We start from the raw sequence: 12,420 nt of genomic DNA, 5'->3' as shown, positions 1-12,420 counted from the left end.
CCTCTTTCTCTCGCTCGGTCTCGAGCCAGATCGCCTTGCGCTGGACAGCAGGGCCAGAGACACCTACGAAAACGCGCTTTTTTCCAAGCAGCTCGCGCGGCCGAAGCCAGGCGAGATCTGGCTGCTTGTCACTTCGGCTTACCACATGCCGCGGGCGGTCGGGACATTCCGAGTCGCGGAGTTCGCCGTGTTGCCTTATCCGGTCGACTATCGCACGCCGGCCGGCACCGCGCTGTGGCGGCCGTCGAGCACCACGACCCGCAACCTGGAGAAAGTGCATTTCGCGATCCGCGAGTATCTCGGGCTCCTGGCCTATCGCCTTGCCGGTCGCACCGATTCTCTCATACCAAGTCCGGGAGGCTGAGCCGAAGGTACACGCGGGTCAGGCGAACCCTCAGAGGATCAATCTTCCACCGCGCGGGGCGCGGCTAGACGATAGACGCCCCGGAAATCATGTGGATCAACGGTCTTGCCCTTGCGGCGGATTTCGAGCCGGCCCGCTTCGGCCAGCCTGACGGATTCGGCACGGATCGGCTTCATCAGGCGGCGCCAGTTTTTCTCGTTCGAGCCGGCCAGGGCCCGCGCCACTTCGGAGGGACAGACGGTCTTGCCATTACCGCGCGACGCAAGCGCCGCTTCAATCGCCGTAATGATGCTGAGTTGGTCGGGCTGGAGAAACGGGTCCGGATCGTCGGTCAATCGATGAGCACCTTTCGGGCCGGGGAATGGAACTGGCGGTTGGCCAGGATCATGAGGACCAGGAAGGTCGTCAGGAACAGCGCATATGGGCCGAGAAACCAGCCGAGATAGGCCAGCGCGAAGAAGATCGCCCGCAGGCCGGAATTGAAATGCAGGCCGGCCTGCTGGTTGAGACGCGCGGCCCGCACGACCGCCCGTTCGGCTTCGGCGGGGGCCGCTTCGGCATCGGCCCGCATCGGAATGGCGCCGATCAGGATCGAGCAGTAATTGAACAGGCGATACGCCCAGCCGAACTTGAAGAACGCATAGGCGAAGATCATCACCAGTCCGAGCAGCTTGAACTCGACCAACGCACGGTCGAGCCGGCCGTAGAACGGCAGGTCCGAGGCGATGACCGCGATACGCTCGGCCGAACCCAGCATCGCGAAGGTTCCGCCAATGGCGAAGATGCAGGCGGACGCGAAAAACGCCGTACCCTGTTGCAGTCCGGCCATGATCGCGGTGTCGATCATGCGCAGATCGCGTAGGAACATGACCCGCATCCAGTTTTCCCTCTGCCGATTGATGGCGCTCGACAGGCCTCGCTCGGCGAACGGTCCGCGTTCCGTGAACCAGCTGTAGCCGACCCACACGACCAGGAAGATTATCAGCGCTGCCTGATCGGATGTGTCGATGACCATCAGTCATGCCTCCTCTCGTTTCGCTCACACGCGCTCGCGCCGAGTCGTAGGCCGATCGTGCCGAGCCCGCAAAGGAGAGGCACCGGGGGGATCATTCCGTCAAGCCCGGGACAAGGTTGATGGGTGTAAATTCACCATCCAAAAATTTTCAAGGACGGCATCTTGTGAAGGCTGGGGTTAACCGATATTTAACCAGTGCGGATCGCCGGACGGGGGTCGTAATCGGTTCGCCAGCTTCATGAATCAGGATTGTTTTTCAAATGGATGACAGCGTGCGCAAGTCGTGCTGGGGTGTGACCGTCTGGACGGTTTCGATCTTCTCCGCATTACTGGTCCTCGGTTTCCTCTTCAGCGTTCCCGAGACGATCGCGATCGCAGCCAAGTGACGACGCGGCCGGAACGAACCGGCAAAGGCACCGAGCTCGAAATTCCAAGAAGACGCGGCCCTGTGATACCCTCACGGGGTCGTTTTTGTTCGCGCCTTGTCGGCAGGCGCGGGCGTGCAGTCAGGGGGCCGCCGGTCGATGAGTGCGAAATGGGTGCGGGAGACACCCACGTTTCTCTGTTCCCCGTAAGTATCCCGGTTCGGAGGCACCGCATTTCCAATCCGACCGCGTCCTGTTTCGCGCCGGGACGATTTGCCGCCGCACGGACTTGACGGCGGGCGGAGACTGCTCCGAGAAGCGAACGTATGGCTCTGCATTTGATCAAACTGTGCGTCGGCGTCGACAGCATCGAGGAACTCGAGGCGGATGTGGCAAATCGTCTCGCCAGGGCGCGCCGCGAGGGAATGGCGACCGAGCAGACCCACACGACCCGCATGACCCCGACGCGGGTCGACGAGATCATCTCTGGCGGCTCGCTCTATTGGGTGATCAAAGGGCAGGTCCAGGTGCGCCAGCCGATTCTCGCCATCCGGCCGTTTACCGACGGGGAGGGGATCAAGCGGTGCCACATCGTGCTGCAACCGGCGCTCGTGCGCACAGCCTGGCAGCCTCGGCGCGCCTTTCAGGGGTGGCGCTATTTCAAACCCGAGGACGCGCCGTGCGACATTGCTGACGCGGCTTCGGGAGAGGAGCGGTTGCCACCGGATCTTCGCCGGGAGCTTATGGAGTTGGGTCTTCTGTAGTCGTGAAGGGCGGCTTCACCGGGTTCGGCTTGCGGTCAACGGAAGCGAAGCCTGACCGCCGTCGCACCGCACGGGCCAACCGCCTTGATGCGGCTGTGACAGATCGGCTGCGACGCCCGCCATGCCCGGGCGCCGTGGGACAACAGCAGGCCCACGAGATCCTTTGCCTTTAGGCGTGAGCGCCCCTCGCGGACGTCGGCGAGACGCATCGCGGCCTGTTGCAGCGGATGCATCCCTGACGAGGCCTTCTGGACCTGCTGACGTTCTGATGGGACGAGACCTGGTCTGCTTTGCTCGGTCGACATAACGGAACCCTTAATACGCAACACAGGGGATTCGTGGCATGGTGGCCGGAGGCGGGCCGCCACCCGTCTCGATTCAGTTCGCGACGGCGTAACAATTATAGGCGCTGCGCTTCAACGCGGCGCAGGCGTTGCGCGCCTCGTCCTTGCTGGAAAAGCCAGCGAATCGAGCGCGATAGAGCGTCTGGGAGCCGCTTTTGACGGTCTCGGTGAATGGCTTCGCGGAGGACAGCGGCCCGCCCACCTTGTTCTTGGCTTCGCCAAGCATGGCCATAGCCTGTTCGGCACCGGGCGTCGCGGCGATCTGCACCACCCAGGGAGAGCTCGGAATGGCTGCCGGCGCGGCACTGGCTACGACCGAACCGGTGGTCGTCGGATCGAGATCCTTGCCACCCGGAATCGCCGCCGGCGGAAGCGGAATACCGAAAGCCGCGGGGATGCTGCGGCCGGACTCCGGAAAGGGCGTCCGCGTCGCCGGGCGTTCCTGGACGAGGGCGGCCCGCAATGCATCGCGGCCTAGGAGAGGACGGCTCCGCGGTTCGGGCAGACGCGCGATCGCGGCCGCCGGCGCCGAACCGTAGGCCAGCGCGATACGCTCGTCGATCGACGTCTGGACGACCGGGCGGGAATCCGGAAGCGGGCCGCGCTTGGGCAATTCGGCCACAACGACGTTCCCGACCGCTCCGACCGCGCGCGAAGCGAGCAGCGGCCCTGTGTCGCGCGTGCTGGCCTTCGGGAAATAACGGTTCAGGAGGTCGACCATGTGGTCGTCGCGCGATCGCCCCGAACGCCCTCCCATCACCACCGCGACGAGGCTCTTGCCATCCCGCGCCACCGAACTGACGAGGTTGAAACCGGAGGCGTTGATATAGCCGGTCTTGATACCATCGGTTCCCTGGAAACGTCCAAGGACGCGATTGTGATTGCCCAGCCGACGTCCGCGAAAGCTGTATGAGCGCGTGCTGAAATATTTATAGTATTCCGGAAAATGCTCCCTGAGTGCGATGCCGAGCGTCGCCATGTCGCGGGCGGTCGTGCGCTGCCCGCTGTCGGGCAGCCCGTTGGCGTTCTTGAAGGTCGTGCTTCGCATCCCGATCTTGCGTGCCCTTGCCGTCATTTGTGCCGCGAAGGCCGATTCGGAGCCGGCGAGAAACTCGGCCATGACGACGGAGGCGTCGTTGGCGGATTTTGTCACCAGTGCGTAGATGCCTTCTTCGACGGTGAGCGTCGACCCTGTCTTCAGGCCCAGCTTAGAGGGCGGACGGCCAGCCGCGTAGGACGAAACGGGCATTTTGTTGCCGAGGGAGACCCGCCCGCTCTTCAGGGCATCGAAGGTCATGTAAAGGGTCATCATCTTGGTCAGCGAAGCCGGATATCGCGGCGCGTCGGCATTTTCCGAATACAGAACCTGACCATTGTTGGCGTCGATGACGAAGCCGGCATATTTCGGATTGGCGTCGGCACCGGCGGCATGGGTCAGCGAAAGGCCCGCCCCCATGGCCGCAAGGACAAACATCCTGGTCAGTTTTCGGGCGGCGGTCTTGAGTCCGTCGAATTCGCTACGCACGCGGCAACTCTCTCACTCGGGCATCACATGACGAAGTGCGGCAGGGAAAAGGAACGCGACCTCAAAGCTGGCCGCAATCCTCCGCTCACAACGTCGGCTTATTGTCGCTGAGCGTAATCCCGGCCGACTTACCAATCGGTTTATGGTTGTCGAATTGTTCGACCACCGCGTGGCAATCGATCGATCTGAGCGGCCGCACCGCTACGCGATCGGCACGCCGACTTCGCACCGCACCGTCTCCTTGCATTTTATTGTGCATTGCAATATATTCGCTGCGGACATGGGGCGCCCATCGCGACGATGCGGAACCGCTCCTTCGAATCACCGGTCTGAATGGAGTTGCATGATGAACGTTTACGAAGACGCCAGCAAAATCACTCAGGAGGCCTTGGACAACGCGATGAAGTCGGCGTCGGTCGTGACCAAGGGGTTCCAGCAGATTGCGGCCGAGACCACGGATTTCACCAAGCGCGCCTACGAGCAGCAGGCCGAGATGCTGGAGAAGCTGTTCAGGACCAAGACCCTGGACAAGGGCATCGAGCTGCAGGCCGACTACGCCAAGACCGCCTATCAGAGCTGGGTTTCCCAAGCGACGCGGATGGGAGAGATCTACGCCGATCTCGCCAAGCAGGCCTACAAGCCTTTCGAGCAGACGGCTTTGACGGCGACCGATGCCGGCAGCCGCGCCGCCAAGCAAGTGTCCCAGTCGGCGGAAAAGAAGGCCGCGGCCTGATTTCGCGCATGTGAACCGCCCGTAAGGACGGCTCAAGCCCGACCCGATAAATCGAATTGGCCCGGCGGTTCGTCGGGCCTTTTTGCGTTGTTACGCGCGCGGCGGTGGCTTGCAGGCGGCGCCGACCCGTAATGATCTTTTTCCCGGGTGCCGACCGCCTTAAAATCCCCGCTCCGGCACATACATACGATGCGATGACGATGGTGGCTGATTTGAGCGAAGACGCATTTCCGACCGGCGGCGGTGATTTCGCAGCCAAGGCTCAGGCTGGCCGGGAGAATAAGGACGACACCGAACGCGGGACGTCCGTCATCACGCGGACGCAGCCGAAAACAAAGAAGCCGAGCCTTTACAGAGTGCTGCTTCTGAACGACGATTACACTCCGATGGAGTTTGTCATTCACGTTCTGGAGCGGTTCTTTCAGAAGGATCGCGAGGCAGCCACCAGAATTATGCTGCATGTGCACAACCACGGTGTTGGCGAGTGCGGGGTCTTTACCTACGAGGTAGCGGAGACGAAGGTCACGCAGGTCATGGATTTCGCCCGCCAACATCAACATCCGCTGCAATGCGTGATGGAAAAGAACTGAGGTGAAGCTTGCCGACATTTTCGCAGAGCCTAGAGAAATCGCTGCATCAGGCGCTGACACTCGCAAACGAGCGGCGACAGGAATTTGCGACGCTGGAGCACCTGCTGCTGGCGCTGCTGGAAGACAAGGATGCGGCGGCGGTGATGCACGGTTGCAGCGTCGATCTTGATGTCCTGCGGCGGAATCTGACCACTTACATCGACACCGAACTCGCCAATCTCATCACCGGGCACGACGAGGACTCCAAGCCGACAGCCGGATTCCATCGAGTGATCCAGCGGGCGGTCATCCATGTGCAGTCCTCGGGTCGCGAAGAAGTGACCGGGGCGAACGTGCTGGTGGCCATTTTCGCCGAGCGCGAGAGCCACGCCGCCTATTTCCTGCAGGAGCAGGAAATGACCCGCTACGATGCGGTCAATTTCATATCGCACGGGATTTCCAAGCGCCCCGGCGTCACCGAAAGCCGGCCTATCCGAGGCATGGAGGACGAGCAATCGACGGTCGGTCAGGAAGAGGAAGGCAAACGCAAAACGCCGCAGGATGCGCTGACCGCTTATTGTAGCAACCTCAACGAGAAGGCGCGCAAGGGCAAGATCGATCCGCTGATCGGACGCGCCGAGGAAATCAACCGCACGATCCAGGTTTTATGCCGGCGCTCCAAGAACAATCCGCTTTATGTCGGCGATCCGGGCGTCGGCAAGACGGCGATCGCCGAGGGTCTGGCCAAGCGCGTCGTGGAAGGCGACGTGCCGGACGTGCTCGCGGATGCGACGATCTTTTCCCTCGACATGGGAACGCTCTTGGCCGGAACCCGCTATCGCGGCGATTTCGAGGAGCGTCTGAAACAGGTGGTGAAGGAGCTGGAGGAGTATCCGGGCGCCATTTTGTTCATCGACGAGATTCACACGGTGATCGGCGCCGGCGCGACGTCGGGCGGCGCGATGGACGCGTCGAACCTTTTGAAGCCGGCGCTGTCTTCGGGCGCGATCCGCTGCATCGGCTCGACGACCTACAAGGAGTACCGCCAGTTCTTCGAAAAGGACCGGGCGCTGGTCCGCCGCTTCCAGAAGATTGACGTCAAGGAGCCGTCGATCGATGACACGGTGTCGATACTCAAGGGATTGAAGCCCTATTTCGAGGACTTCCACCGGGTGAAATTCACCAATGACGCGATCAAGTCGGCTGTGGAATTGTCGGCCCGCTACATCAACGACCGCAAGCTGCCGGACAAGGCGATCGACGTGATCGACGAGACCGGAGCCTCGCAGATGCTGCTGCCCGAATCACGGCGCAAGAAGCAGATCGGGGTGAGGGAAATCGAGGCGACTGTCGCGACCATGGCGCGAATTCCGCCGAAGGCCGTTTCCAAGGACGACGAGGTCGTTCTGGCGCATCTTGATGCGCAGTTGAAACGGGTGGTCTATGGCCAGGACGCGGCGATCGACGGTTTGGCTTCGGCGATCAAGCTGGCCCGAGCCGGACTGCGCGAGCCGGACAAGCCGATCGGCTCCTACTTGTTCTCCGGTCCGACCGGTGTCGGCAAGACCGAGGACGCGCGCCAACTCGCGGCGGCGCTTGGCGTGGAACTGCTGCGCTTCGACATGTCGGAATACATGGAACGCCACACGGTCTCGCGGCTGATCGGCGCACCTCCCGGATATGTCGGCTTCGACCAGGGTGGCCTGCTTACCGACGGCGTCGACCAGCATCCTCATTGCGTGCTGCTGCTGGATGAAATCGAAAAGGCTCACCCGGACCTCTTCAACATCCTTCTTCAGGTCATGGACCACGGCAAGCTGACCGATCACAACGGCAAGCAGATCGATTTCCGCAACGTGATCCTGATCATGACGACCAATGCCGGAGCGTCGGAAATGGCCAAGGCCAATATCGGCTTCGGACATTCGAAGCGGAGCGGGGCCGACGAGGAAGCGATCAATCGTTTGTTCACACCCGAGTTCCGCAACCGCCTCGATGCCATCATCCCGTTCGGCGCGCTGCCGACCCCGGTGATTCATCAGGTGGTCGAGAAGTTCGTCATGCAACTCGAGGCTCAACTCTCCGAGCGGGGCGTGACATTCGAGTTGGCGCCGGAAGCCGTCGCCTGGTTGGCCGACAAGGGCTATGACCAAAATATGGGCGCGCGTCCGCTTAGCCGGGTCATCCAGGAGCACATCAAGAAGCCGCTGGCGGACGAGGTGCTGTTCGGCAAGCTCAAGCGTGGCGGCACGGTCAAGGTCACCGTCATCGAAGCGGAAGACGGCGAAAAGCAGCTCGATCTGGAGGCGATCGCCGACGAGGGTCCGCCCAAACCGAAGCGTTCTTCCAAGCCGAAGAAGCGGGTGAAGGCCGCGGCCGACGGACCCGACTTCGACGACGCTTCGCCAGACGACGACGATGCGACCGACCGGGGCGATGGCGACGGTGAGCTTGCAACGGTGGTTGCGTCGCGCCCCGGCAAACGCGCTGGAACCGTGCCGAAGGTCCCACGCAAACCCTCCTGATCGGCAAACCAGAAGGGGTCGTCCGTCGGGCGACCCTTTTTGTGCGCCTGATCCCAGAGACCTGAATCATGTATGGTGAGCCAGCCGAACGAGACCGCTCGTCGCTCTTTTGGGCGCTTCGCGGCGTCAGGGGAATTGCCAGCCCGCCGGCGCTGATTCTCACGACGGCGTTCGTCGGCTTCGCGGCACTCTGCCGCGATGCCGGCCTGACCTGGGTCGAAGCCTCGTTCATGACCGCCACGGTCTGGGCGTTGCCGGCGAAGATCGTTCTGGTCGGTGCGATCACCGCCGGTGCCTCGCTGCCGGCGACCGCGTTGGCGGTCGGACTGTCGTCGCTGCGGATGATGCCGATGGTCGTCGCGCTGATGCCGGTGATCAAAGGACCGAAGACCCGAACCGGGACGCTGCTCTTCCTGTCGCATTTCGTCGCGATAACCGGCTGGATCTTCGCAATGGAGCGGATCGAGACCGTACCGCGCGACAAACGCACCATCTTCTTCGGCGCCTTCGCCGTAACCCTGACGACGATCAACACCGTCCTCGTCGCCCTTGTCTTCAACTTGATGGGGCAGTTGCCGGCCTTGGCGACGGGCGCGCTGGCGTTCCTGACGCCGGTCTATTTCCTGACCTCGCTGTTTGGAACCGCTCGCGAAGCGTCCGGCCGTATTGCCCTGTTCACCGGGATGGCGGCGCTGCCGCCGGCCCATTGGTTCATACCCGGCTTCGAACTCCTGGTCGCCGGGATTGCCGGCGGGACCGTCGCCTATCTGGCCGGCCGGATCATCGAGGGGCGGCGGCTCGCGTGATGGGCGGTTGGAGCTTCACCGCGATTTCGGAGCCTTGGTGGCCCTTCGTTTTCATCCTTTTGGCGGGCTGGCTGCCCACCGACATCTGGCGTTATCTCGGTGTCCTGTCGGCGGGCCGCATCGACGAGCACTCGCCCTTCGCGGCCCTTGCGCGGACGATCGCCACATCGCTAGTGGCGGCCGTGATCGCGCAGCTGGTGCTGTTTCCCACCGGTTCGCTCGCCGCGATCGCTCCCTTGGTTCGGGTCGGAGCCATTGCGGCAGGCTTCGCGGCGTATCTTCTATTGGGTCGGCGGGTCCTGGTCGCCATTCTGATCGCCGAGGCGATTCTCATCGGTGGCGCCGTGCTCACATGATCACGGCGCGCCGGCCCGATCGAACGAGTTCCTATCGCGGCTGGTCGGGATCAATCGAGGGCGGCGCGAATGCGGTCGGCCTGCTCTGAAAGGACAGCCTGATCGAGCATGCCGCCGGCGTGACGTTTCAACAGGATCCCGTCATAGATCGGCACAACATGGAAGTGCAGGTGAAAGACGGTCTGCCCGGCCGGCGTCTCGTTGAACTGCGCGATCCGCACGCCATCGGCGTCGAAGGCTTTCTTGACCGCGCGGGCGAGCTTCGCCACGACCGGCATGACCTTGGCCAACGTCTCGTCCGCCGCGTCGAGGAGATTGCGGGACGGTGCCTTGGGAATGACGAGGCAATGCCCCTTCGACTCCGGCATTACGTCCATGATCGCGATGGCCGCATCGTCTTCGTAGAGCATCTGGCTCGGAAGTTCGCCGCGAAGGATCTTCGCGAAGATGTTGCCGTCGTCATAGGTGTCCATGAAAGTCCTTCCCTCCGTAAGATCACCCGACGCACGGGATTATCTCCACAGATGCGGCACCGCACCGCTTTTGTCGACCGTGCCAGTCACGGTGCATCAGGACGAGGCTTTTTTGTAAGGCGTATGGCCGCCCAGAATCTCGCCGACACGCGCGACCTCGGCGCGTTCATGATCGAGATAATCCTCGATCGCGCGGCGCAGGCCCGGATGGGCGATCCAATGCGCCGAATGCGTGGTCACCGGCTCGTAGCCGCGGGCGAGCTTATGCTCGCCTTGCGCACCCGCCTCGACGACCGCCAGACCATGCGCGATCGCATAGTCGATCGCCTGATGGTAGCAGACCTCGAAATGCAGAAAGGGGTGATCTTCCACGCAGCCCCAATTGCGCCCGTAGACCGTATCTGGGCCAAGGAAATTCAGTCCGCCGGCGATGTAGCGACCGTTCCGCCTGGCCATCACCAGCAAAATTTGCGCGCCCATCCGCTCGCCGACGAGACTGAAGAATTCGCGATGGAGATAGGGGCGGCCCCATTTGCGGCTGCCGGTGTCCATGTAGAATTCATAGAAGGCGTCCCACACGGCCTCGGTGAGGTCGCGTCCGGTCAGCCATTCGATCGAGATGTCGTTGGCGAGCGCCTGTGCCCGCTCCTTGCGCAGGGCTTTGCGCTTGCGCGAGGCGAGGGTGGCGAGAAAGGCTTCGTAGCCGTCATAGCCGCGATTGTGAAAATGAAACTGCTGATCGGTGCGGTGCAGCCAATCGGCGCCTTCCAACGCGGCCAGGTCGGCCGGCCGCAGGAAGGTCGCATGAACCGACGACACGCCGGTCCTGGCAGCGTAGCTCTTGGCTCCCTCGGCAAGCGCCATGCGGCGGGTCGCCGCGCCTGCGCCTGCGCCGACCAGAAGACGCGGACCGCTCGCCGGGGTGAAAGGCACCGCCATCTGCAGCTTCGGATAATAGCGACCGCCAGCCCGCTGGAAGGCATCGGCCCAGCCGTGATCGAAGACGTACTCGCCCTGGCTGTGCGCCTTCAGATAGGCTGGCGCGGCGGCGATCGCTTCTCCGCCGGGGCCTTCCAGCACCAAATGCCGAGGCAGCCAGCCGGCCGCTTGGCTGACGCTTCCGCTGTCTTCCAGCGAACTAAGAAAGGCGTGGGAAACGAACGGGTTGATGGCGGCTCTTGGCGTATGGGCGGACGTCGAATCGACCGCTGTTGCCGCCAAGCGGTCCCATTGCCCGGCCGGGACCGCGCTGATCGTGTCGACGATCCTGATCGTGAATGTGTCGTCGCCTTCGACCGGCGCGTCCTGCGGCTTTCCTGTCATGGACGCAGACTTATGCCTCGGACAGCGCGGCGCAAGCCGTCAGTGGTGCGGCGCAAAGCCCTCGAAGGTCATCTGATCGCAATGTTCGCGGCTGCGCTCGGCATCGTCGACGGTACGGACTGTCCATGAGATCACCGGCGCGGAGCGCTCGCCCCGAACCCACTCGACGAAGGCGTTCGGCAGGTGGTGAACATTGTAGGAGCAGAAGTCGCAGCCGCATGCATAGACCTGTCGATGAACCGCCAGAACCTCGGGCCGGGTTCCCTCGGCCGTGAGACCGATCGGGCGGTTCGGGCGCGCCTGGAGCATCTGGCCGATCAGCCAGGGATCGAACGACATCAGCGCGAGTTTGCCGGCATAGGCTTCGAGGATCGGGCCGAGCCGAGCGAAATAGCCTTCGTCGTGGGCCGGATCGCACCCTTTCAGTTCCATGACGACGGGAACGCGGCCGTCGACCATCTCGAGAAAGGCCGCGACTGTCGGAATACCGGCACCGGTAGCGGCAAGGCCGAGCTCCCGGATCGCGGTGTCTGGTGTCGCGCGAAACGCGCTTTCGCGGCCGGTGAGCCGGCCGAGCGTATCGTCATGAAAGATATAGGGCGTGCCGTCGGCGGAGAGCTGAACGTCGCATTCGATCGCCCATCCCGACGCGACCGCCGCCCGCGCCGCCGGAATTGAATTCTCCGCGACGGTCCGGTTGCCGTCATGCAGCCCCCGATGGGCGATCGGGCGCTCGATCAGCCAGTCGAGCGGACCGCTGTACCGGGCAGTCATGTCAATCGATCTCGAAAAGCGCTTCGATCTCGACTGTCGCGTCCAAAGGCAGCGCCGGAACACCGACCGCGGAGCGCGAATGGCGGCCCTTGTCACCGAGGATCTCGACCAGGAAATCGGAGGCGCCATTGGCGACTTTATGCTGCTCGGTGAAGCTGGCGTCGCTCGCCACGAAGACGGTGAGCTTCAGGAGACGGTTGACCCGGCGCCAGTCGCCGCCGAGCGCGGCGTTGGCCTGCGCGAGAATGTTGATCGCACACAGACGCGCCGCCGCCTGACCGTCTTCGAGCGAAACGCCGGCACCGAGCTTGCCGACGACGGCCAGCTTGCCAGCATCGATCGGAAGCTGGCCTGACGTCTGCAACAACCGGCCCTGTACGACGTAGGGAACATAATTCGCGGCGGGGGCCGCCGCTTCCGGTAGGGTCACACCCGCGACGCGCAGACGGGTCTCGATCGAATCGGCCATGATGTTGTCTTCCTT

15 protein-coding genes are annotated in these 12,420 nt (G+C 63.1%); 8 read left to right on the top strand and 7 right to left on the bottom strand.

All coding sequences use genetic code 11. From position 1 onward, the window contains the following. Positions 1-364 (top strand): YdcF family protein (locus tag MJ956_RS05605; RefSeq protein WP_253963490.1); only part of this gene is annotated, 364 nt, incomplete at its 5' end. A gap of 38 nt (positions 365-402) precedes the next feature. On the opposite strand, the gene MJ956_RS05600 is transcribed toward MJ956_RS05605, so the two are convergent. Both MJ956_RS05600 and MJ956_RS05595 read right to left on the bottom strand, forming a co-directional pair. After that, positions 403-699, bottom strand: coding sequence for a DUF3253 domain-containing protein (locus MJ956_RS05600; RefSeq protein WP_256477751.1), 297 nt, complete (start codon positions 697-699; stop codon positions 403-405). Further along, positions 696-1,379, bottom strand: a complete 684-nt coding sequence (locus MJ956_RS05595) for a DUF599 domain-containing protein (protein ID WP_253963489.1) — start codon at positions 1,377-1,379, stop codon at positions 696-698. Before MJ956_RS05595 ends, MJ956_RS05600 begins: the two co-directional genes overlap by 4 nt. A gap of 260 nt (positions 1,380-1,639) precedes the next feature. Between MJ956_RS05595 and MJ956_RS18755 the strand changes: the two genes are divergently transcribed. Both MJ956_RS18755 and MJ956_RS05590 read left to right on the top strand, forming a co-directional pair. Next, positions 1,640-1,765 carry a hypothetical protein gene (locus tag MJ956_RS18755; protein WP_256477750.1) on the top strand — a complete coding sequence of 42 codons (126 nt, stop codon included), beginning with the start codon at positions 1,640-1,642 and terminating at the stop codon, positions 1,763-1,765. Between the two features lie 305 nt (positions 1,766-2,070). Then, entirely contained in the window at positions 2,071-2,508 is a 438-nt protein-coding gene (locus MJ956_RS05590; protein ID WP_253963488.1) for a DUF1489 family protein, read from the top strand. Positions 2,509-2,886: 378 nt separating this feature from the next. Here the strand turns inward: MJ956_RS05590 and MJ956_RS05585 are convergent, their stop codons facing one another. Beyond that, a complete protein-coding gene (locus tag MJ956_RS05585; protein ID WP_253963487.1) occupies positions 2,887-4,377 on the bottom strand; it encodes an SPOR domain-containing protein in 1,491 nt (496 codons plus the stop codon). Between the two features lie 346 nt (positions 4,378-4,723). On the opposite strand from MJ956_RS05585, the gene MJ956_RS05580 reads away from it, so the two are divergent. The 5 genes from MJ956_RS05580 (at position 4,724) to MJ956_RS05560 (ending at position 9,366) form a co-directional block, all read left to right on the top strand. Beyond that, entirely contained in the window at positions 4,724-5,110 is a 387-nt protein-coding gene (locus MJ956_RS05580; protein ID WP_341482696.1) for a phasin family protein, read from the top strand. Between the two features lie 200 nt (positions 5,111-5,310). Further along, positions 5,311-5,700 carry an ATP-dependent Clp protease adapter ClpS gene (gene clpS / locus MJ956_RS05575; protein WP_253963493.1) on the top strand — a complete coding sequence of 130 codons (390 nt, stop codon included), beginning with the start codon at positions 5,311-5,313 and terminating at the stop codon, positions 5,698-5,700. An 8-nt stretch (positions 5,701-5,708) separates the two neighbouring features. Beyond that, on the top strand, positions 5,709-8,204 hold the full coding sequence (gene clpA, locus MJ956_RS05570) for an ATP-dependent Clp protease ATP-binding subunit ClpA (protein WP_253963485.1): 2,496 nt from the start codon (positions 5,709-5,711) through the stop codon (positions 8,202-8,204). A 68-nt stretch (positions 8,205-8,272) separates the two neighbouring features. Then, complete coding sequence (locus MJ956_RS05565) at positions 8,273-9,010, top strand: AzlC family ABC transporter permease (protein WP_253963484.1); 738 nt, start codon at positions 8,273-8,275, stop codon at positions 9,008-9,010. After that, positions 9,010-9,366, top strand: coding sequence for an AzlD domain-containing protein (locus tag MJ956_RS05560; RefSeq protein ID WP_253963483.1), 357 nt, complete (start codon positions 9,010-9,012; stop codon positions 9,364-9,366). The genes MJ956_RS05565 and MJ956_RS05560 overlap by 1 nt, the downstream gene beginning before the upstream one ends. 50 nt (positions 9,367-9,416) lie before the next feature. Here the strand turns inward: MJ956_RS05560 and MJ956_RS05555 are convergent, their stop codons facing one another. The 4 genes from MJ956_RS05555 to MJ956_RS05540 all read right to left on the bottom strand — a co-directional run bounded on the left by MJ956_RS05555 (position 9,417) and on the right by MJ956_RS05540 (position 12,405). Continuing rightward, complete coding sequence (locus tag MJ956_RS05555; RefSeq protein ID WP_253963482.1) at positions 9,417-9,839, bottom strand: HIT family protein; 423 nt, start codon at positions 9,837-9,839, stop codon at positions 9,417-9,419. Positions 9,840-9,935: 96 nt separating this feature from the next. Beyond that, entirely contained in the window at positions 9,936-11,162 is a 1,227-nt protein-coding gene (locus MJ956_RS05550; protein ID WP_253963481.1) for a GNAT family N-acetyltransferase, read from the bottom strand. A gap of 39 nt (positions 11,163-11,201) precedes the next feature. Beyond that, positions 11,202-11,936 carry a glycerophosphodiester phosphodiesterase family protein gene (locus tag MJ956_RS05545; RefSeq protein WP_253963480.1) on the bottom strand — a complete coding sequence of 245 codons (735 nt, stop codon included), beginning with the start codon at positions 11,934-11,936 and terminating at the stop codon, positions 11,202-11,204. A 1-nt stretch (position 11,937) separates the two neighbouring features. Next, positions 11,938-12,405, bottom strand: a complete 468-nt coding sequence (locus tag MJ956_RS05540; RefSeq protein WP_253963479.1) for a RidA family protein — start codon at positions 12,403-12,405, stop codon at positions 11,938-11,940. Positions 12,406-12,420 lie beyond the last annotated feature (15 nt).

The organism is Aurantimonas marianensis (assembly GCF_024195285.1).
Classification (GTDB): Bacteria; Pseudomonadota; Alphaproteobacteria; order Rhizobiales; family Rhizobiaceae; genus Aurantimonas; species Aurantimonas marianensis.
The sequence above is the reverse complement of the archived record's forward strand: the minus strand, read 5'-3'. Positions and strand labels throughout refer to the sequence as shown.